The sequence below is a fragment of the Sediminibacterium sp. FW305-C-61 genome, from assembly GCF_058231065.1.
Window position 1 is genome coordinate 813,814 of record NZ_JBIQXR010000002.1, and the last position, 20,460, is coordinate 834,273.

The following is a 20,460-nucleotide window of genomic DNA, read 5'->3' on the forward strand; positions in this document are numbered from 1 at the left end:
ACAATCGTTAGGAAAGCACAATTTTGGAATTTTGATCATTGATTTTTTAATTTTTGATTTGGGCGGATAATACACCTAAAAGATAAAATTGCTTGATACATTAACCGATTGAAAATGGACATTAGACCATAAATCAAACAATCAATGATCAAAAAATCAAAATTTCACACCTGAAATGTTAAACAAACGGCCATCTTTCTTTGTTTTCCTTATTGAATGATAACTTTGTATTATAATTCACCCCCTCTCTGAGCATTTAGCAAACCTTTTTGTTTTCTTTTTTCACCAAACAAATTAGCATGTTGAAACATTTACGACTCGTAATGATGGGATTTTTTTGTATAGCCAGGGTATTAGTATTTGCTCAGGATGAAAACGATATGGATATCAACAGTATATCTATTAAAGTTGCCAGTAACCGTATTTTCGGAAAAATAACCGATGTAATCACCACAAAACCACTTGAAGCAGTTTCGGTACAATTATATTTAAAAGATAGTAAAGGAAATGATAGCCTTGTTAATGCCCTACTCACCAAAGCGAACGGTGATTTTCGATTTACCAATCTTCCAAAAGCCGATAGTTTCAAACTTGTTATAAGCAGCCTGGCGTATGCGGCGAAAAATTTCACTGTTTTATTCACGCCAGACAATGTGCGAAAAATTCCTGAAACCGCATTTTTTGAAAAAGATCTTGGAAATATAGCATTGGAACAAGATGCCACCACCCTTACAGCAGTTGTTGTAAAATCAACCGCAAAGCCGGCACTGGAAATGGGGATCGACAGAAAAATATTTAATGTTGAAAAAAGTCTTACGGCTACAGGAGGTACTGCAATAGATGTAATGAAAAATATTCCTTCTGTTTCTGTTGATGTGGAAGGAAATGTTCAACTACGAAACAGCCAGCCGCAGATTTTTGTAGATGGTCGCCCAACCATTCTCACCCTTGATCAAATTCCATCAGATAATATTGAAACCATTGAACTCATTACAAACCCTTCTGCTAAATTCGATGCAGCAAGCTCAGGTGGTATCATCAATATTGTTCTTAAGAAGAATAAAAGAATCGGATTGAATGGTGTAGCAAGTATTGGTGGAGGTTATCCTGATATCTATAATGGCAACCTGGCCCTCAATGCACGGCAGGGTAAGGTTAATTTATTTGCAAGTGGTAGTATTAATCAGTCAGGTGGTATTGCACGGGGCGAGTCGCTCAGAGAAAACAGGGTCAATGGTGTTGCAGATAATTACTTCAACCAGTATTCCAATAATGCCCGACTCAGGAGGTTTAATTCTATTCGTTTCGGTCTTGATTTCTTCCTTGATAACCGTAATACTATTTCATTTACACAGGGAATTGTAGATGGCAAATTTACCAACCGGGAAGTACAGGATCAGTATTACTTCAACCAACAAAAAGTATTACAACGCACCGGTGATCGTTTATCAGAAAACAGGGCTGGGTTTAACAGGTATAACAGCCAACTTAATTTCACCCATAAATTCCCAGAGAACGGCAAGGAACTTACCGCTAATATCAATTACAATTATGGTAATGGCAGTAATCTTTCCAATATCAGGAACGCTTTTTATAACACAGATGGTACACCTTATGCCCCCGAGGCACTGGTTAGAAATAATGGCACCAACCGTAATAAACAAGTTACCTTCCAATTGGATTACAGCGATCCAATCGGCGAAAATGCAAAACTGGAAACCGGCTTGCGCTCCTATATGAATGATGTAAGCAGTTCTTTTAACGCTTTTGCCATCGGTAATGGCATTGAAACAAAACTACCCCTGAGTAACAATATCAGGTATAAAGAATCTGTACATGCAGGTTATATTACTTACTCTAATAAAATAAACAGTTTTTCTTACCAGGCTGGTTTAAGGGCGGAATATTCTGAATTTGAAGGAGAGCTATTAGATAGTGCAAGAAAATTCGGGTACACTTACCCGAATAGCTGGGACAGGCTTTTTGACGGGTTCTTCCCCAGTTTGTTTCTTACCAAAACGATCAATGATAATACAGATATCCAGCTTAACTATAGCCGTAGAATCAGGAGACCAAATTTCAGGCAACTGAATCCATTTGTTGATATTACAGATCCGGTAAACCTTAACCAGGGTAACCCACAACTACAGCCTGAATTCACCAATTCTTTTGAATTCAATTATAATACCAAATACAAAAGTGGAAGCTTTCTGGGTGTTTTGTATTTCAGGAATAACCAGCGAGATATCACCCGTTTCAGTGATACCATTACTGCTGCGCAATACCAGCAACTGAACAATGCTGCAGTTGATCCGAATGCAATTCTCAATACATTCATCAATGCCCAATACACCAATCGCTGGGGAGCCGAGTTCACCCTTCAACATAAAATCGGGGCAGACTTCGACCTTACGCCAAGCATTAACCTGCAGTACCGAAAAGTGAAAGCAATTGTAGGCAAACTTGACCTTAGCAATCAGGGTTTTAATTGGGAATCTAAACTGATTGCCAATTATCGTTTTCCTACCAAACAAACTTCCTTCTTTAAAAACCTGAGCTTGCAAATGGTGGGCGAATACGAATCTATGGAAGTTACCGCACAGGGTAAATCGCTCGCGCAATACAGCATAGACATGGCTATCAGAAAAGATTTCCTGAAAGACAAAAAAGCCTCACTTACATTTGCTTTGAATGATGTTTTCAATACCAACAGAAACGGGAATATCTTCGATACAGACCTGTTTTACCAACAAGGCTATAACCGCCGAAACGTTCGCAATTTCCGACTAACTTTCTCATACAAATTCGGAAGCGCCACGTTTAAGTTGTTTAATAACAGAAACAATAGAGACGAGGAGGATTGATAGGATGGCTGATGTCTGATCGCTGATGTCTGATTTCTGATGTTGGATTTACTTTTTGTTGTATGATGTTTATTCAACTAAATATCCGCCATCAGACATCAGACATCAGCCATAAAATCTGCCATCTGACATCCCAAAATTTCAATAGTATTTTTTCTGCAGGTTATACAAAACACTCTTATCTATATCGTTCAGCCTTTTTGTGGTGTCTTGGAGGAAATGGCGTTTGAAGGCCTGGATGGCGGCGGTGGTGTCTTTTACATCGTAACCTATGATGCGTAATGCCTGAATATGATTAAAGTTGGTAGGAACAGAATCACGCACTTCATCATACCATAATCCAAATCCTTTCTCAGCAAGTTTCTTCCAGGGGAAACGGTAATTGGGATCGTTTTTGCGGGTTGGTGCAATATCACCATGACCAATAAAATTAGCCGCAGGAATATTGTGTTCTTTCTTTAAGCGTGTTAATAAACTGATTAAACTATTGATTTGTAAACTATCAAAAGGTTCAAAGCCATTATTATCAAGTTCAATACCAATTGACGAGGAATTTATATCTGTCATATTACCCCACTTACCTACCCCACCATGCCATGCCCGGAGATAGTCGCTGAGCATGTGATGCAATACCCCAGTTCTACAAATTACATAGTGAGCACTAACAGATGTTCTGGTTAACGTAAATGTTTTTAATGTCTGTTCACAGCTATTCTGAGCAGTATGGTGAATAATAACAAAGTTTGGTTTGCGCATATTAAAATTGGTAGTACCTACCCAATATGGCGGCAATCCCATTGAATCAGACTGAAAGGTTTCTACAGGCGCTACACGCAAAGCTTTTGCGTATTCCTTTGCTTTCTGGTTATACACTTTATTGGTGGCTTTATAAGGGTTTCTGGAACAGGCAATCAATACCAGGAGAACAATCAGTAAGAGATAGTTTTTCATGTAGTTTCTTGAAGCGGAAAAATACGAAGAAAGCAGGGAAGTTTAATAGTCCGAAAGTCCGGAGTCCGAAAGTCCGAGAGAAAAGAAAGAAAATATTTATTTTACGGAATAGTTTTAATCTATTAAACTAAAAAACCTCCGGACTTTCGGTCTCCCGGACTTCCGGACTTAATAATCAACTATGTCTCTACATCTCGGCAGATCTACTTTTGGGAACCCGGCTAATAAAGGGAATGTGTTGTCTCGTGATGAAGCAAACACGCTTTTTCATGAATGGGTACTTAACCCTAAACTAAAACTACACATGCTTCAGGTAGCGCACCTGATGAAATGCTGGGCGGCTGAAAAATTACAGGCCGATGAAGCCACTCAATGGCGCTGGGAAATGGCAGGGCTGTTGCATGATGCCGACTGGGATCAGTGGCCTGATTTACACTGTAAAAAAATTATTGAAGAGCTTGAAAGCAGGCAGGTAGACCCTGAGATCATTCATGCCATCGCATCGCATGGCCATACCCATTTTGGGGTAATACCTGAAACCGATATGGATAAGATGTTATATGCGTTTGACGAACTTTCCGGCCTCATACACGCCTATTCATTAATGCGACCAGGTGCTTATGAAGGTATGGATGTAAAAGGCGTGAATAAAAGATTAAAAGAAAAATCATTCGCCGCCAATGTATCCCGCGATGATATCCGCGATGCCTGCGAAAGAGCCGGTATTGAACTAAATGACCTGATTGCGTTCATCATACCAAGACAAGCGAGGAAAACAGAGGAATAAGAAATAAGGAATAAGAAACTCAAAGATCAAAAAATCAAAGATCAAAAACTTATGAGAAAACTATTACTGCTAATGCTACTGGTATGCTGCTTTGCAGGGTTGAAGGCCCAGCATATTTTGCCTTTGAAAGATCAGGCAAGGGTGGTTGATGAATTGCTGGCAGACAGACTGAACAATTTATTACCAGCATTGATGAAGGAAGAAGATATTGATATGTGGCTGGTTATATCACGTGAGTATAATGAAGATCCGGTTATTAAAACCATGTTACCCGCAACCTGGCTTTCAGCAAGAAGGAGAACCATTTTGGTGTTTTATCGCAACCCATCCGGCACATTTGAAAAATTAGCCATTGCCCGATATAATGTAGGGAACGAAATCAAAGCATCATGGGACATGACAAAATTTCCCGATCAGTGGGACGCTTTGATTGATCTGATTCAACAACGAAACCCTGCAAAAATAGCCTTAAATTATTCAGGTGATTTTGGGCATGCTGATGGACTCACTTTCACAGAACACAAAGAATTACTGGCAAAATTGCCGGCTGCTACGGCTAAAAAATTGGTGAGTGCAGAAAAACTGGCGGTGCGATGGCTCGAAACCAGAACTGCCCGCGAAATGCAACTCTATCCTCAATTAATACAAATTACACACGACATTATACAGGAAGGTTTTTCGGGTAAAGTAATCATGCCGGGCGTAACTACTACTGATGACGTGGTATGGTGGTTCAGACAGAAAATACGAGACCTCGGACTGGACACATGGTTTCACACATCTGTTTCTATTCAACGCAATGACCCGGAGAACTTTGATCACCTCCGCTCCTTTTCGAACAGACCGGCTGATGAGATAATAAGAACAGGTGATTTGTTACATGTAGACATCGGCATTACCTATTTAAGACTAAATACAGATATCCAACAACACGCCTATGTATTACAGCCTGGTGAAAAAACACCACCAGCCAGCATTGTTAAGGCATTTGAAAGAGCCAATCGTTTACAGGATATACTTACCAGCCAATTCAAAAATGGCAAAACGGGAAACCAGATTTTGAAAGATGCGTTGCAACAGGCCAAAAATGAAAACATCACCGCGTCCATCTATACACACCCCATTGGATTTCATGGACATGCTGCAGGCCCTACCATTGGTATGTGGGATCAACAAGGTGGTGTTCCCGGATCCGGAGATTTTCCATTACATGAAAACACTGCCTATTCTATTGAGCTGAATGCAGCAACAGATATTCCTGAATGGAAAAAGCCAATTCGTATTATGTTGGAACAGGATGGTTTTTGGGATGGAAAACAATTTCGTTATATCAGTGGCAGACAGGTTAAACTACTGATCGTACCATCTCAAGCTGCACATATAGGAGATTAACAAGCATGAATAATTTTTTATCCGCAGACTATTGGAACGACCGATACAAACAAAATGAAATCGGTTGGGATATTGGCTACCCCTCTACGCCATTAAAAACATATATCGACCAACTCACCAATAAAGATATCAGCATTCTGATACCCGGCGGAGGCAATAGCTACGAAGCCGCGTATCTATTGGAAAAAGGTTTTACCAATATCACTGTTATCGATCTGGCACCCCTGGTTACCGATAACCTGAAAGAAAAATTCAAAGAATATGGTGAGGCTGTCAAAATTATCTGCGGCGATTTCTTTGAATTAACCGGAACCTATGATCTGATACTGGAACAAACTTTTTTCTGTGCTATTGATCCTTCATTACGTACTGCCTACGTTAAGAAAATGCATGAATTATTAAAACCCAATGGACAACTAGTCGGATTACTATTCAACCGCGATTTTGATGGTGGTCCTCCCTTTGGTGGAAATGAAGAAACCTATAAAACATTATTCTCCCCCTACTTCAACTTCAAATTAACACCCGCCTACAACTCAATCCCACAAAGAGCGGGAACAGAGGTGTTTGTTAATTTGAAAAAAATATCTCACAAGTCGGATGGCTGATGTCGGATGGCTGATGTCGGATTTATGATGTAGGATATGAATATTGAGTGAAATCTGATTAATTTATCCCCCCTCCAACAAAAAAAAATCTGACATCCGACATCAGCCATCAGACATCAGCCATCTAACATCTATTTCGGTTCTTGCTGACTTAGACAATGAAAGCTTCCCAGTCCCCAGATAATATCGGTTGAATCAATACCTACTACTTCCCTATCCTTAAATGCTTCCGCAATTATGCCGAGAGCTTTATCGTCTTTATCAGAACGAAAAGTTGGTACGATAACATGTTTGTTGCTTATATAGAAGTTAGCATAAGATGCCGGCAAGCGCTGGTCTTCATATATTACTTCATCTGGCATAGGCAGTTCAATGATGTTTAACTGCTTACCATTTATTAAACGCATGGCTTTTAACTGTTGCAGGTTGGTTTGCAATAAAGCATAGTTTTCATCCTGCTTATTTTCTTCAACAACTGTAATTACGGTATCCGCATTTACAAAACGAACGGTATCGTCAATATGACCGTCGGTATCATCTCCGATAATTCCCTCGTCTACCCAGAGCACCTGATCCATACCGTAATAATCTAGCAGGTATTGCTCTATCTGCGCCTGATTAAGGTTTGGATTTCTATTAGGATTAAGAAGACAGCAGGTAGAGGTTAATACAGTGCCTGCACCATTAAATTCAACCGAACCACCTTCCATGATGATGCCAGGATTGTACACTGGTATATCGAAATGTTTTCCGATTAATGTAGGGATGATATCATCGAGATCATAAGGAGGGTATTTACCGCCCCAGGCATTATAGTTCCAGTCAACAATTACTTTTCTCTGTTCTGCTATGGGATTAATGAGAAAAGCAGGGCCATGATCGCGGCACCAGGCGTCATTGGTGGGGTGCATAAAAAATTCTACCTGCAACATGTTAACACCTGCATTTTGTAAATGGCCAATGGCAAATTGTTTCATTGCCTCATTGGCTACATTGATGCGCACTTTTTCACTTTCAGCCAGGTACCTGATGAACAAGGCATAATTTGGATAGATAGTATCTATTTTACCAGGCCAGCTAGCTTCTTTATGAGGCCAGGAAAGCCATGTAGCTTCGTGTTCAGCGAATTCAGGGGGAAAGAAATAGCCGAGAGATTTTGGGGTAGTCAAGATGGTAGCTTTTAAATAAATGATTTATTGCCACTGAAGGCACTGAAATACACAGAAAGATTAGTCCTCATCGATGTATCGTTTAGTAATGGGTTGGTAAGAGTCTATTCTGCGATCACGGAGGAAGGGCCAGTGTGTTCTGTATCGATCGGTTTTTTGGGTATCGATTTCTACAACGGTTACTTCTTCTTCTTCATGCGAAGCTTTATACAATAGAGTTCCGAATGGATTACTTACAAAAGAACCGCCCCAGAATTTCATGGCGCCGTTTTGTTCGAAGCCTACCCTGTTAACACTAACAACATGTACACCATTTGCTACTGCATGACTTCTTTGAATAGTTTGCCAAGCATTGTATTGTTCGGTGTTGGTTGCTTCATCCTGACTAGTTGCCCAGCCTATAGCGGTTGGATAGAATAAAATTTCAGCGCCCATTAATGCTGTAATCCTTGCTGCTTCAGGATACCACTGATCCCAACAGATCAATACCCCTAATGTTGCATATTTTGTTTTGAAAACTTTATACCCCAGATCACCAGGTGTGAAATAAAATTTCTCATAATAAGCCGGATCATCTGGTATATGCATTTTACGGTATTTGCCGAGGTAAGCTCCATCCGCATCAATAACAGCCGTTGTATTATGGTACAAACCCTCCGTTCTTTTTTCGAACAAAGAAGCGATAATCACTACGTTCAATTCAGCAGCAACTTTAGCTAAAGTTTCGGTTGATTGACCGGGAATGGCTTCTGCCAGTTTGAAATTTTCATAATCTTCTACATCACAAAAATATAAACTGGTAAAAAGTTCCTGCAGACAAACGATTTGTGCGCCTTTTGCGGCTGCATTACGAATACCCGCAATGGCTTTCGCCATATTTTCTTCTTTCGATGCCGTGCAACTCATTTGCACAAGACCTATTTGGATTTTTGACATAATTTTTTAAACTGCAAGCTTCAAGCTACAGGCTTCAAGCTCTATGATATAATTTATATTTTCAGTTCTAAAAGCTTGCAGCATATAGCTTGCAGCTTGTAGCTATTTTACATTTACGTGCTATGTTTAATAATAGCGTCGAAACTACTGATACCGATAATCTTCTCCGTAATATACCCTTCTGCATACCCTACTCCTATTCGTTTACCCAGCATCATCGCACGGGCTTTTACTGTTTCCAGAAACTGTGGTGTTGAAATATAGGTTTGGGGTTCATTGCCTCCGGTACTGTTAAATTGAGTGGTATAAGCCAATACAGATTCGATTTTCTTATCCATGTACTTTGTAATGTCTACCACAAAAGAAGGTTGAATAAACCGATCCTGAATATAATGAAATACATAAGTGGGTCGCCATGCTTCCTGAGCCTGTCCACCTACGGTTGTTTCTATCTTTCTTAAACCTGACAGAAAAGCTGCATCTGCCACAAGTTTAGCGCTTCGGCCATGATCGGGATGCCTGTCTTCCGGGGCATTGGCCAATACTATTTCCGGGCGGTATTTACGTATCATTTCAATGACTTTACGCTGATTGGTTTCATCATTCTGAAAAAAGCCATCTGCCATACCCAGATTTTCGCGAATGGTTACACCCATAATTTCAGCGGCTGCTGTAGCTTCTGACTTTCTTGTTTCGGGGGTACCTCTCGTACCAAGTTCTCCTCGGGTAAGATCAACAATACCTACTTTTTTCCCCTCGGCCAACGCCGCCATCAGGGTTCCGGAACAGCCTAATTCTACATCGTCCGGATGAACGCCAAATGCCAGTATATCCAGTTTCATGTTTATTTTTTAACGTCGCAAAGGTACAACTTGAATTTTACTTGAACATTATGCACAAAAAAGCCCCGGAAAAAGGAATCCGGGGCTTTGAGTACTGGAATGAACAGGTCTTCCAGTTGCTATGTGTATTAGATTAATAATAACTATAAACAATCTCAGTTTCTGGTGCACCTCCAGGAGTTCTCCTCATGATTCGTTTAGAAGGCGAGTTGTTAGAGGCATAGTCAAACTGATAATAATATACCTGCTCCGCTCCAGTTGTTTCATTTCGTCTGGTAACTTTTCTGGCATTGTTTTTCATGGTACTTATACCTGTCATATAAAGAAAATTACGGAAAGCGGTATCTACATTAGTTCGCTGATCATAATCCTCATAAATAGTTGTTACCAGTTTTATTGCTTGTCCTAAGGGATCAATCTGGTATTGTGTTTCTGTTTTCAGGTTACCACCTGGGTAATAAGTATAATCGGTTCTTTCCGTATAGGCAAAACCAACACCTCCCTGTAAAGGTTTTTCATAAAGTTCAACTGATTCCAGCAGATTGTCTGCAGTATAATTGTAGATTTTATAATTTGTTTTTACGCCGTTTTCATATCTGCTTACTGCAGCTACTATACCATTGATATAGGTATAACGGTATTCGTCTGCGTTTTCAATTTGAACAGAAGCAGGTTTTCCATTGTTATTGTAGCTGAAGAAATAATTCTCTTTATAAGTTACGGTTCCACCTGATTCGTAATAGGTTGAAATTTTATTGAGTTTTCCATCTTGTCCATAAAACAAAGAGTCATAGATACCCACACCTAAATCTACTTTTGCCAGTTTACCAGTTAAATTATTTACCGGTGCAGGATTAGGTTTATTCGATTCTTTTCCGCAGGAAAAAAAAGCAACCACTAACAGTGGCAACAAAAATTTACTTTTACTCATTTTATTCGTTTTCATTTTATTGCTGACACAGCTCATGGAAATTTCGTTTCAGCAGCAGGCTATTTTTCCGAAATTTTAGATGAACGGCAATTTAATAGTATGAATAGATACAAGATCCCTCCTGCCAATTTCCACTTCCATAATATTCATACTTACGGGTTAAGGGTAATGTTGAACTGTGATAAGTGTAGGAGAAAATATAAGTAGATATTTCACCTGTCTTTTCATTTTTAGCCGTGCGTGTAAGGGCATTATTTTTCAGGAATGTTTTACCGAAATAATAAGGCAGTTGTTTAAGCACGTCTTCCGGATTATAACTTTTGTCATAATCTGAATAAGTAATGGTCATTTCTTTAACGGGCCATCCTGAAACCGGATGCACGGAAAATGAAGTTTCTGTTTTCAGGTTACCATCAGGGTAATAGGTATAGGTAAACATATCGAGAAAATCCTGGTCATTGGGGTTACTCAGTATATCGGCATAAGTATGTGTGGAGGTTAGTTGTCCCTGGTTGTAGGTAAAACCTTTATGTCTTGTTTTTATTCCTCCGAAGTACAAACCCACTTCAGAAAGTAATCCATTTTCATAACTGTAGCGATATTCTTCTCCTTGGTCACTATATACACGGCTTGGTTTACCCAACATATCATAATCGAAGAAATAGGTTAAGCTGGTTCCTGAACCCGGCACCCATACCGATTTATATTTGATCAACTTTCCTGATGCATCATAATAAAGAGAATCATAGGCTCCGCTATCGTAGCTGATCTTAGCCAGTTTACCTTTTACCGGCTCTTGCGGCAATTGCGGAATTGGTTGCAATTGGTCTGATTTCTTTGAGCAGGCTGATACTAATAATATTCCGGCCATCAACCTGCCCCATTTATTCCACCACATAAAATTTAATTTTAAATATTATGGTGCGAAAATATCCTGCGGTTAAAAGGCGCTAAATAGCATATTGATGTGGTTGGTGACAAGCGGAAAATTTGGGTAAAAAAAAGTCCCGCTTGCGGTACAAGCGGGACTTTAATATGATTGAAGTTGAAATTATTTCTTCTTCTCGTAACGTTTTTTGAATTTGTCGATACGACCTGCAGTATCTACCAGCATGTTTTTACCAGTATAGAAAGGGTGTGAAGTATTTGAAATCTCCAGTTTAATAACCGGATATTCGTTACCATCTTCCCAAAGAATGGTTTCTTTTGAAGCTGCAGTTGAACGGCTCAGGAATGAATAACCATTACTCATATCCTTGAACACAACAAAACGATAATTTTCTGGATGGATACCTTGTTTCATAATTATTTGTTTTAGGTGGTACGGATTTGGCCGTACGCTTATTTTTAAAGGAATGCAAAGGTAAGCAGGAAGCAGCAAATTGCCAAATTAAGGCAGTATTCTTAGTCCGGAAGTCGGCAAGTCTGAAAGTCCGAAAGATGGTTGTATCGGTGCCTATTTCTTGCGGACTTTCGGACTTTCCGACTTACATCTCCTAGCTCTTCATATTAATAAACTGCAAAGGAATACCGAACTCCCCTGTCTTACATTTTGCTATAACATCCTGTAAATCATCGATTTTCTTGGCTGTAACACGGATAATATCGTCCATAATAGCTGCCTGAACCTTTAAACCGCTGTCTTTGATCATTTTAACGATTTTCTTGGCATCGTCCTGTTTCAGACCATTCCTAACCGGCACCTCTTTTTTTACCACTTTCCCACTGGGATAGGCATCTTTTGAGAAATCGAAGGCGTTCCCATCAATCCCCTGTTTGATGGCTCTACCGATTAAAACATCGATTAACTGCTTCATTTTCATATCACTTTCAACTTCCAGGGTTACAACGAAGTCCTTTTTATTCAATTCAACAGAAACCGGAGAATCCCGAAAATCGAAGCGACCCGCGATTTCCTTTTTTACGGTATTAATGGCATTATCCAAAGTTTGCAAGTCTACTTTGCTGGCAATATCAAATGAAGGCATAGCGATTAATTTATGTAAAGATAAGACGGGGAGTTGGAAACTACGTTAGTCAGGAAGTCCGGAAGTCCGATAGTCCGATAGTCCGAAGAGGCATAAATCCATTAATACTTCTTTCGATTTTCCGGACTTCCGGTCTTTCGGACTTCCGGACTTTCGATCTTCCTCCAAATAAATAGGCCCCGATAGAAATCGGGGCCGCCTTCTATATAATGCACATGAGAAAAAAAACAAATTTAATGTTGCTAAATTGACTTTATCCTGCTACACAAAAATGTCAAAATTGGATGAGCGGAATCATTTAGGTTCAAATGGAAAATTAAATATAATATCCTGTTTAAAATCCGCCCATCCACCGATGAATTAATTTCCTCCACCTAAATTCACACGATTCTGTTCTTCATTAGCACCACCTCTTTTACGTTGCGCAGCAGTTTTCCCTTTGCTGAAACGGTAAGTAAAACTCAGGTTTACCATTCGGCTATCTCTATTTTGACGAATACTTACATCAACATTCTGGTATTTGCTGTATCCACGGAAGATTTGTGTATATAATACATCTCTTACAACCAATCTGATCATGCCTTTGTTTTTTAATACCTGTTTTGTGATACCAATATTCATGGCACCCATTGGTTTTGCTACCAGTACACCTTCTACACTTTTTGAACGGTAGAATCCACTTACTTCAGCACCCCATCCTTTAGAGAAGGTAAACTGATTGGAGATATTAGCCATATACGCTGTTGCGCCAACTGATATATCACCATTGTTTACAAATCCCTTAAAGTGATTATAAAACACATTCACATAGACATTTGTTCTAAACCACTTGGTTACAGGCATTCCAAGGCTTACTGATGCTCCCAGGTTTTGTCTGCGTGCGATATTTCCTTTCTTCACAAAAGAAGTATTGGTGCTGTCTACCTGCTCTAACACATCCTGTAAAATATCATTGGTATTGCTATAGTTCAGTGAAGTATTCAGGAAACCTTTATAGGTATGGTTCAACTCGATATTATGACTGAACTGCGGACGTAAATATGGGTTACCAACCTGGTAGGTATATTTATCCAGGAAATAAAAGAAAGGATTCAGGTCCTGGTAGTTCGGACGATCGATACGACGACCATAACTTAAGGCAAACTGATTTTTTTCATTTGCTGCATAACCGATGTACATGGTTGGGAAAACCTGTGTATAGTTACGTTTGAATACTTCACCGGTAGTAAGCTGGTTGCCGGTAATATTGGTATTCTCAGCACGCAAGCCTAACTGACCACTCCATTTCTTATTGAATTGCTTATTGAAATTTACATAGGCTGCATTGATATTTTCTTTGTAGAGAAAATGATTGCTGCGTGTATTGTCGTTTACAAATTGTGCACCATCCCAATTAGCATATTGTGCATCATTGTCGGTATTCACATAACTACTCTTTACTCCTGCCTCAAATTTCATTTGACCTTTCATTGGTTGAGAATAATCTGCCTTAAAACTATAGATATCGATGTTGGCAGGAAGAATTCCCCTGAGTATTTCATTGGGTGATTTTACATTGCCATTGTGATCATAAAATTCATTGCTCAATACCTGCCTGTTATTTTGGCTATAGTTGATATAATCAGCATCAATTGTTAATTCTTTACCAGTGCTATCGAACACATGACGAAGGTTAGCATTAACTCCAACATTTTTAAATTTCAGGTTAACATCGTTGATGGCCTGTGTACGTGTTACCAGAGAACCAGCAGGGTCTTTGATAAATGTGGTATTCTTAGTATACTCATCCCCCACATTGCTATAGCCGTTTACAACCAAGCCCATGGTGGTTTTTTTATTCATAAAATAATCGAATCCTATTTTATAGTTGTAACTATTTGAATTACGACTACTATAAGCAGATTGATCAAAAGAGCTTAGAAGGGCTCCTGTTGTCTGGTTCCTGAAATTCCTGTCAATTTTCAGATCTCCAAAGTTTTCGTTATAGTTATAACTGGCATTACCAAAAATATTCACTTTGTTCTGTCTGTAATTCAGGTTAACACTATGGTTGGTTTTTGGAAGAACACCTTGCGTGTAGCCGGTGGTGATACTTGCATTATAACCCATTACTTTAGACTTCTTGGTTTTGATATTGATGACACCTGAATTTCCGGAAGCATCGAAACGAGCTGGTGGATTGGTCATCAACTCAATGGTTTCGAGGTTCGAGCTCGACATATTACGCAGCATATTAGCCAGATCCTGTGCGCCCAGGTAAGTAGGTTTACCATCTACCAATACAACCACACCTTGTTTTCCTTTCAAACTGATATTGCCGTCTTTATCAACAGAAATACCCGGTGATTTCTCCAACACATCTAAAACCGTTGCACCGGCGTTGGTAGGAGAAGCATCTACATTAATGATTGTACGATCGAGCTTTTGTTCTATCATTGGTTTTTTAGAAGTTACCACTACCCCTTCCAGTTCTTTTGAAATATTAGTAAGGGTAATTGGTTGAATAGTATAAGATTGACCATTCGCCAAATCAAATAAAGGAGAATAGAATTTGTTATAACCAACAGACTGTACCATTACCAGGTATTTACCTGCTGCCAGTTTCTCCACTTCAAACTGACCTGCTTTGTCGGTTACAGCCATTTTAACGATGGCAGAATCTTTTGCACGTAAAATTCCTACTGAAGCAGCTTCAACAGGTTTTTGTGAACCACTCACCGCGCCGTTTACTTTGGCTGTTTGCGCCTGTGCAGCCACTGATCCAGTTAACAATGCGATAACTGCCAGTAAATTTTTAATATTTCTCATAATTATGTCTTGTTATTTTAGTTCTCGTTGTTGCTAATTACAGAACAAAACTATGTACTATGTTTAGCATAGTACATAGTTTTATAATGAACGGTGCTAAACAAGGATGAGTGGAAAACAGGGGGAAAATGAGAAATAAGGAATAAGGAATAAGAAATATGGAAGTGGGATGGCTTAAAGTAGAGACTATTAGGGGCAAAAAATAGAGTGCGATATATATAATTGATTGAAATTCAATTAGATATATCGCACATCGTTAAATTCACTACTGACTATTTACTACTCAACATTCACAATTCACCATTCACAATTCACGTCTTATTTCTTTTCGCCAAACCAATCTTTCGCCTTAATCATCAGCACGATACCGGTAAGTACCATTACAAATGAGATCAGTTCGGCCTGGGTGGGTTGGAATGGGAGGTCTTCGTATTTAGTGTTGACACGTATTTTTTCGATGAAAAATCGTTCAAGGCCATTTAAAATGAGGTAGAGACCGGATAATTGTCCGGCTACCTTTAATTTTTTACGGTAAACCCATAAAATGGCAAAAAGGAGCAAACAGGCAATTATTTCATATAGTGGTGTAGGATAAACTGCCGGAACCAATTCATTACAATAAGGACCGGTGCATCCGGCAATTGGTTTGCCTTCGCCGATTACATTATGAGGGTAGTTATAGGCCCATAACCAATCGGGTAACCAACTGAATGGTTTAGGATTTGTATTAATAATACCCCAATCTCCATCGCCACTTACCTGACATCCGATACGGCCAAATGCATAGGCAAACATCATGGTAGGCGCCATTGCATCTGCGAGATGGATCACGGAGATTTTTCGCTTGCGTGCATAGTATATTATCGCAGCACCAGCACAAATTAATCCACCATAAAATGTAAGTCCGCTGAATGAAATAAGTGCCCCGATCGGGTCTTTTACAAACTCGTTCCAGTTTTCAAGGTTGTGAAAAATTTTTGCTCCAAGAAAACCAAATAAAGCTGCATACAGTACAATATCTCCTACCCTGTCGTGTGGCCAGATCCGTATAATACGTTCTTCGGGTTTAGCGAGTTTCTGCTTGTTTTTTTCCCACCATTTCAAACCGGCAAATACAATGCCCACCAGTATTCCAAGCGGCAGGCTGCCATTTGTGGAAAGTATAAAAGATTGTGGATCATTTAGCGCTGATTCAATAACAAATGCACCCAGTATTTTAAATCCGAAAACAAAACCCAGTAAAAAATTTACCAATAGCTCTGCTATGCCTGCCGGTGCACCCACCATAATTTTTTCTTCCGTAAAAGAAAACTGTCCAAGGTTTTGTTTCCGTTTTAATTCAAGGGTAAGTATCCAGGCGGAAAGTATAAAAGAAAGCGCAACGAAAAAACCAAAACTGTTCACGAGTTTTAATCCACCCAACTCAATTCCAAACAGATCTTTAAATGCGTAATATAAATTAGGGTACATATTTGTCTGGTGTAATGATCAATCAATAAAAGACAGTTGCAATGATAGTCAGAAAATATGAAACTGTTTTCCAGAGGGGTATCCAAAAAAAAGGCTCCACCAAAGTGGAGCCGTACTTACTAACCCATCCTCGAACAAAACTAAGGGAAAATTAATTGCAATGTTCATCAAAAACAGAAATAAGGTGCTGTGCTATCACCTGGGCCGGACGACCTTCTATCTGATGACGCTCTACCATACTTACCAGTTGACCGTCTTTAAACAGTGCTATAGCTGGTGAAGATGGCGGATAAGGCAATAAATGCTGACGAACCTGGTTTACCGCTTCTACGTCGAACCCGGCAAAACTGGTGGTTAAATGATCCGGTCGCTTGGCCGAATTTTGCACTGCCATTAACACGCCTGGTCTGCAAGTGCCTGCTGCACAACCACATACAGAATTAATAACCACTAATGTGGTTCCTTTTTGCTGTAACTTATTGTCCACATCAGAAGCAGATAATAACTCCTCAAAACCACTATCTGTTAACTCCGCTTTCATGGGTAACACAATCTCTGCTGGATACATATTCGCTTGTTTTTAATTGTAGAATACAAAATTAGGATTAAAAGTTGTAACACTAAACAATTAAATAAGCGCCATAATGGCGCTTCTAAATAGTAAAAACAGTCATAATGTCGCTTACCATAAACTCCAAATAGTCATTCTGACCACAAAAATGCACTTTTAAAGCGTTGGTACAGGCTTTGAACAAGGTATTTCGAATTCAATTTTAAAACATAAAAAACACTGAATATGACACTCGTAAAACACAACACCGCTCCTTTCGCTAGCCTGTTCGATGAATTATTGAACAATTTCCCTTCAACCTGGGGTAAAGATGCTAACCTGGCTTATGCAACTGTTCCGGTAAACATCCATGAAACAGCAGATGGTTATCACCTTGAATTGAATGCTCCGGGTAGAAATAAGGAAGACTTTAAGGTGAATGTAGAAAATGGTTTATTGACCATCAGCTACGAGAAAAAAGAGACGACTGAAGACAAAACGTACAAAACAATTCGCAGGGAATTCAATTTCCGTTCTTTCAAACGCAGCTTTAACCTGGACGAGAAAATCAATGCAGATGCTATCCAGGCCCGTTATGAAAATGGCGTATTGAAAGTATTCCTGCCAAAAAAAGAAGAAGTTAAACTGTCTCCTAAAGAGATCAGCATATTATAAGAGGTTTTTCATAGCGTGCCACCTGGCACGTATGCAGTTGGTTTTGGTTTCGCCCCGTGTTTCTACACGGGGCTATTTTTTTTGAAGCGTAATATTTATGCTAAACTTGCGACAAACAAATAAAGACTTCATGTTGCGGAGCAAATGGCTTTTAGGCCTTTTTTTATTGATTGCAGGGTTTCCCTTGGCATCTCAGGCCCAAAAAAAGCCGGCAAGTTCACTTTTATGGCAAATAACTGGTAAGGGGCTAAAGCAACCCTCCTATATTTTTGGCACATTTCACCTGATGTGTAAAAATGATTTTACTATTACCCCCACACTCGAAGCCAAACTAAAAAGCTGCAAACAATTTTATGGTGAACTCGACATGGACGATCCAGGTATGCAGTTAAGCCTGATGAGTAAAATGCGGTTAACTAAAGGCAGCCTTAGTGAACTTATGGGAGAATCAACTTACAAAGCAGTCAGCGACAGCTTCAAAACAATAACTGGCATGCCACTTATGTTGTTTAACCAGCTTAGTCCATTTGTACCTATGAGTATGTTGGCGATGAGCAGTATTACTTGTAAGGATAAAGTGCAACCTGAAATGGCATTTGTAATGTTGGCCAAGGAATTTAAACTCACTATTGCCGGACTTGAAACCATCGACGACCAGATCAATGCTATTAATGCGGAGCCGCTTACTTCGCAGGTGAAGGCTTTTAAAGAATCTGTTTTAAAATATGACAGTGTAAAACAGATGATGGATAAAATGTCGGCTGTGTATAAACAGCGGAACATAGAAAAACTCTACCGCTTTATCATGGATAATGGAGATAGCTCAAACTTTGAAACTGCAATGCTGATAAACCGTAATAACAAATGGATTCCGGTAATGAAAAAAGCAATGACAGCAATGCCTAGTTTTTTTGCAGTAGGTGCTGGTCACCTGGGAGGCAAACAGGGAGTGATTGCCCTATTAAAAAAAGAAGGTTATACACTCACACCGCTATTGTACTAATTTAGACCAATGCCTGGAGAGAAAGAATTTATAGTATTGTTAAACGAGCACCAACGCATCATCCATAAAGTGTGTAATCTTTATATGGATGCGTATGCAGACCGTGAAGACCTCTTTCAGGAAATTACCCTGCAGGCATGGAAAGCCTATGCCGGTTTCCGTGGCGACGCTAAATTTTCTACCTGGCTCTACCGGATCGCCTTAAATACTGCCATCACTTTTTTCCGTAAAGAAAAAAGAAAACCAGATATCTACACAACTGAAACGGTACCGGAACTAAACAATATTGAAGCACACGATCCAATAGAGGAACAGGTTAAAGCGATGTATGCAGCTATTGGAGAGCTTTCAAAAATCGATAAAGCCATTGTAATGCTCTACCTGGAAGATTATAATTACAATGATATTGGCGACATGATGGGCATCACTGCAAATAATGTGGCCGTGAAAATGAACAGGATAAAATCCAGGTTAAAGGAATCAACTCAAAAATATATGACCCCCGCATAAATGAAGTGTTATGGAACTTGATGAACTAAAATATCAACTCAATCAAAAGCTGGCTACGGACCATGCCAGCCGGAGTGATGCTGATATAGCAGCCTTACTGAAAAGGAAGACAAATTCAATCATCGGTAAACTAAAACGTAGCCTGATTATTGAAATGATACTATGTGTGCTATTTATAGCAGCCATGTTATATATCGTTTTTTCTACCAGCTATTGGTCGATCCGCCTGTATTTTGGCGTATTCAGTATTTTGATGTTTGCATTTACCTTTATCTTATACTATTTATACAAAAGAACAAATCACCTCACCAACTCTTCACAACCGATAAAAGCCAATTTACAGTCTGTTGTTTCATTACTGGAAGAATTCGTAAAACGTTATTTCCAATTTTCCATGGCTCTGCTGCCGATATGTTTTGTTTTTTCACTGATACTTTCCAGTATGCAGCCAGTCTCCATACCTGAGGTAGATAAATTTGCCCAACATTTCTTTACCGCCAGATGGCAGGTGCTCACTTTCTTTGGTGTTTACATGATTGTACTTGCATTAGTACTCTACTTTTTCACTAAATGGTACCTCAAGAAACTATATGGCAATTACCTCACAGAATTGAAGAAATGCGTGAGTGAGTTGGGGGTGTGAATTTAGGCTGCAAGACACAAGCTGTAAGCCACAAGCTGCAGGCTGCAGGCCATTTTTGTCCCGGGAAATTTAACCGCGAGCTTTTGGTGTCGCGAATGATTGAACACGGATTTTCATGATTTTCAAGATCTATCATGATAAATCTTGAAAATCATGAAGATCTGTGTTCTATTAATAGCAGATAGTGTATTTATGGCAACCAACTATTTCTTTAAGCAACTGACTTTAAATGTTCTCCCCTTCTTTAATCCAATTAAGAGCAGAAAATCTACAATAAGCACCCATCAAGGCCTTCAGCTTGCGGCTTGCAGCTTGAAGCCAATATTCCCCGGA

The 20,460-nt window shown here is 39.4% G+C and carries 19 protein-coding genes; 8 read left to right on the plus strand and 11 right to left on the minus strand.

Annotated elements, in window-relative coordinates:
- Window positions 1-299 precede the first annotated feature (299 nt).
- Window positions 300-2,864, plus strand: a complete 2,565-nt coding sequence (locus tag ACH30E_RS08790; RefSeq protein WP_490824490.1) for a TonB-dependent receptor — start codon at window positions 300-302, stop codon at window positions 2,862-2,864.
- A 141-nt stretch (window positions 2,865-3,005) separates the two neighbouring features.
- Here the strand turns inward: ACH30E_RS08790 and ACH30E_RS08795 are convergent, their stop codons facing one another.
- Window positions 3,006-3,815: an N-acetylmuramoyl-L-alanine amidase gene (locus ACH30E_RS08795; RefSeq protein WP_490824491.1), complete on the minus strand. Its 810-nt coding sequence runs from the start codon at window positions 3,813-3,815 to the stop codon at window positions 3,006-3,008.
- Window positions 3,816-3,996: 181 nt separating this feature from the next.
- On the opposite strand from ACH30E_RS08795, the gene ACH30E_RS08800 reads away from it, so the two are divergent.
- Genes ACH30E_RS08800 through ACH30E_RS08810 form a run of 3 tightly spaced genes read left to right on the plus strand, consistent with a single transcriptional unit; the run spans window position 3,997 to window position 6,602 of the window.
- Entirely contained in the window at window positions 3,997-4,602 is a 606-nt protein-coding gene (locus ACH30E_RS08800; RefSeq protein WP_490824492.1) for a hydrolase, read from the plus strand.
- Window positions 4,603-4,653: 51 nt separating this feature from the next.
- A complete protein-coding gene (locus ACH30E_RS08805; RefSeq protein ID WP_490824493.1) occupies window positions 4,654-5,994 on the plus strand; it encodes a M24 family metallopeptidase in 1,341 nt (446 codons plus the stop codon).
- Window positions 5,995-5,999: 5 nt separating this feature from the next.
- Window positions 6,000-6,602, plus strand: a complete 603-nt coding sequence (locus ACH30E_RS08810; RefSeq protein WP_490824494.1) for a methyltransferase domain-containing protein — start codon at window positions 6,000-6,002, stop codon at window positions 6,600-6,602.
- A 131-nt stretch (window positions 6,603-6,733) separates the two neighbouring features.
- On the opposite strand, the gene ACH30E_RS08815 is transcribed toward ACH30E_RS08810, so the two are convergent.
- The 10 genes from ACH30E_RS08815 to ACH30E_RS08860 all read right to left on the minus strand — a co-directional run bounded on the left by ACH30E_RS08815 (window position 6,734) and on the right by ACH30E_RS08860 (window position 17,314).
- Entirely contained in the window at window positions 6,734-7,771 is a 1,038-nt protein-coding gene (locus tag ACH30E_RS08815) for an agmatine deiminase family protein (protein ID WP_490824495.1), read from the minus strand.
- A 60-nt stretch (window positions 7,772-7,831) separates the two neighbouring features.
- A complete protein-coding gene (locus tag ACH30E_RS08820; protein ID WP_490824497.1) occupies window positions 7,832-8,707 on the minus strand; it encodes a carbon-nitrogen hydrolase in 876 nt (291 codons plus the stop codon).
- 113 nt (window positions 8,708-8,820) lie between these two features.
- A complete protein-coding gene (gene bshB1, locus ACH30E_RS08825; RefSeq protein WP_490824499.1) occupies window positions 8,821-9,549 on the minus strand; it encodes a bacillithiol biosynthesis deacetylase BshB1 in 729 nt (242 codons plus the stop codon).
- Window positions 9,550-9,682: 133 nt separating this feature from the next.
- A complete protein-coding gene (locus ACH30E_RS08830; RefSeq protein ID WP_294995427.1) occupies window positions 9,683-10,480 on the minus strand; it encodes a hypothetical protein in 798 nt (265 codons plus the stop codon).
- 91 nt (window positions 10,481-10,571) lie between these two features.
- Window positions 10,572-11,378 (minus strand): hypothetical protein, encoded by an 807-nt coding sequence (locus ACH30E_RS08835; protein WP_490824500.1) that lies wholly within the window; start codon window positions 11,376-11,378, stop codon window positions 10,572-10,574.
- Window positions 11,379-11,531: 153 nt separating this feature from the next.
- Window positions 11,532-11,783, minus strand: a complete 252-nt coding sequence (locus tag ACH30E_RS08840) for a type B 50S ribosomal protein L31 (protein ID WP_294995432.1) — start codon at window positions 11,781-11,783, stop codon at window positions 11,532-11,534.
- Window positions 11,784-11,976: 193 nt separating this feature from the next.
- A complete protein-coding gene (locus ACH30E_RS08845) occupies window positions 11,977-12,468 on the minus strand; it encodes a YajQ family cyclic di-GMP-binding protein (RefSeq protein WP_490824502.1) in 492 nt (163 codons plus the stop codon).
- Window positions 12,469-12,828: 360 nt separating this feature from the next.
- The gene (locus tag ACH30E_RS08850) at window positions 12,829-15,276 is read right to left on the minus strand and encodes a TonB-dependent receptor domain-containing protein (RefSeq protein ID WP_294995438.1); all 2,448 of its coding nucleotides are present in this window, start codon (window positions 15,274-15,276) and stop codon (window positions 12,829-12,831) included.
- 318 nt (window positions 15,277-15,594) lie between these two features.
- Window positions 15,595-16,746 (minus strand): prolipoprotein diacylglyceryl transferase, encoded by a 1,152-nt coding sequence (locus ACH30E_RS08855; protein ID WP_490824503.1) that lies wholly within the window; start codon window positions 16,744-16,746, stop codon window positions 15,595-15,597.
- A 151-nt stretch (window positions 16,747-16,897) separates the two neighbouring features.
- Entirely contained in the window at window positions 16,898-17,314 is a 417-nt protein-coding gene (locus ACH30E_RS08860; protein WP_294995443.1) for a BrxA/BrxB family bacilliredoxin, read from the minus strand.
- Window positions 17,315-17,542: 228 nt separating this feature from the next.
- Here ACH30E_RS08860 and ACH30E_RS08865 point away from each other — a divergent pair, with 228 nt between their 5' ends.
- The 4 genes from ACH30E_RS08865 to ACH30E_RS08880 all read left to right on the plus strand — a co-directional run bounded on the left by ACH30E_RS08865 (window position 17,543) and on the right by ACH30E_RS08880 (window position 20,127).
- Window positions 17,543-17,971 (plus strand): Hsp20/alpha crystallin family protein, encoded by a 429-nt coding sequence (locus tag ACH30E_RS08865; RefSeq protein WP_294995446.1) that lies wholly within the window; start codon window positions 17,543-17,545, stop codon window positions 17,969-17,971.
- Window positions 17,972-18,101: 130 nt separating this feature from the next.
- Complete coding sequence (locus ACH30E_RS08870; protein ID WP_490824504.1) at window positions 18,102-18,974, plus strand: TraB/GumN family protein; 873 nt, start codon at window positions 18,102-18,104, stop codon at window positions 18,972-18,974.
- A gap of 9 nt (window positions 18,975-18,983) precedes the next feature.
- On the plus strand, window positions 18,984-19,484 hold the full coding sequence (locus ACH30E_RS08875; RefSeq protein ID WP_490824505.1) for an RNA polymerase sigma factor: 501 nt from the start codon (window positions 18,984-18,986) through the stop codon (window positions 19,482-19,484).
- Between the two features lie 10 nt (window positions 19,485-19,494).
- The gene (locus tag ACH30E_RS08880; protein WP_490824506.1) at window positions 19,495-20,127 is read left to right on the plus strand and encodes a DUF8845 family protein; all 633 of its coding nucleotides are present in this window, start codon (window positions 19,495-19,497) and stop codon (window positions 20,125-20,127) included.
- Window positions 20,128-20,460 lie beyond the last annotated feature (333 nt).

What these genes read in the sequence shown, in the direction of transcription:
- ACH30E_RS08805 (WP_490824493.1), top strand. Translation starts at nt 4,654, where the DNA reads ATGAGAAAACTATTACTGCTAATGCTACTGGTATGCTGCTTTGCAGGG.
- ACH30E_RS08875 (WP_490824505.1), top strand. Translation starts at nt 18,984, where the DNA reads ATGCCTGGAGAGAAAGAATTTATAGTATTGTTAAACGAGCACCAACGC.
- ACH30E_RS08810 (WP_490824494.1), top strand. Translation starts at nt 6,000, where the DNA reads ATGAATAATTTTTTATCCGCAGACTATTGGAACGACCGATACAAACAA.
- bshB1 (WP_490824499.1), bottom strand. Translation starts at nt 9,549, where the DNA reads ATGAAACTGGATATACTGGCATTTGGCGTTCATCCGGACGATGTAGAA.
- ACH30E_RS08800 (WP_490824492.1), top strand. Translation starts at nt 3,997, where the DNA reads ATGTCTCTACATCTCGGCAGATCTACTTTTGGGAACCCGGCTAATAAA.
- ACH30E_RS08795 (WP_490824491.1), bottom strand. Translation starts at nt 3,815, where the DNA reads ATGAAAAACTATCTCTTACTGATTGTTCTCCTGGTATTGATTGCCTGT.
- ACH30E_RS08835 (WP_490824500.1), bottom strand. Translation starts at nt 11,378, where the DNA reads ATGTGGTGGAATAAATGGGGCAGGTTGATGGCCGGAATATTATTAGTA.
- ACH30E_RS08855 (WP_490824503.1), bottom strand. Translation starts at nt 16,746, where the DNA reads ATGTACCCTAATTTATATTACGCATTTAAAGATCTGTTTGGAATTGAG.
- ACH30E_RS08870 (WP_490824504.1), top strand. Translation starts at nt 18,102, where the DNA reads ATGTTGCGGAGCAAATGGCTTTTAGGCCTTTTTTTATTGATTGCAGGG.
- ACH30E_RS08865 (WP_294995446.1), top strand. Translation starts at nt 17,543, where the DNA reads ATGACACTCGTAAAACACAACACCGCTCCTTTCGCTAGCCTGTTCGAT.
- ACH30E_RS08830 (WP_294995427.1), bottom strand. Translation starts at nt 10,480, where the DNA reads ATGAGTAAAAGTAAATTTTTGTTGCCACTGTTAGTGGTTGCTTTTTTT.
- ACH30E_RS08790 (WP_490824490.1), top strand. Translation starts at nt 300, where the DNA reads ATGTTGAAACATTTACGACTCGTAATGATGGGATTTTTTTGTATAGCC.
- ACH30E_RS08880 (WP_490824506.1), top strand. Translation starts at nt 19,495, where the DNA reads ATGGAACTTGATGAACTAAAATATCAACTCAATCAAAAGCTGGCTACG.
- ACH30E_RS08850 (WP_294995438.1), bottom strand. Translation starts at nt 15,276, where the DNA reads ATGAGAAATATTAAAAATTTACTGGCAGTTATCGCATTGTTAACTGGA.
- ACH30E_RS08820 (WP_490824497.1), bottom strand. Translation starts at nt 8,707, where the DNA reads ATGTCAAAAATCCAAATAGGTCTTGTGCAAATGAGTTGCACGGCATCG.
- ACH30E_RS08845 (WP_490824502.1), bottom strand. Translation starts at nt 12,468, where the DNA reads ATGCCTTCATTTGATATTGCCAGCAAAGTAGACTTGCAAACTTTGGAT.
- ACH30E_RS08860 (WP_294995443.1), bottom strand. Translation starts at nt 17,314, where the DNA reads ATGTATCCAGCAGAGATTGTGTTACCCATGAAAGCGGAGTTAACAGAT.
- ACH30E_RS08840 (WP_294995432.1), bottom strand. Translation starts at nt 11,783, where the DNA reads ATGAAACAAGGTATCCATCCAGAAAATTATCGTTTTGTTGTGTTCAAG.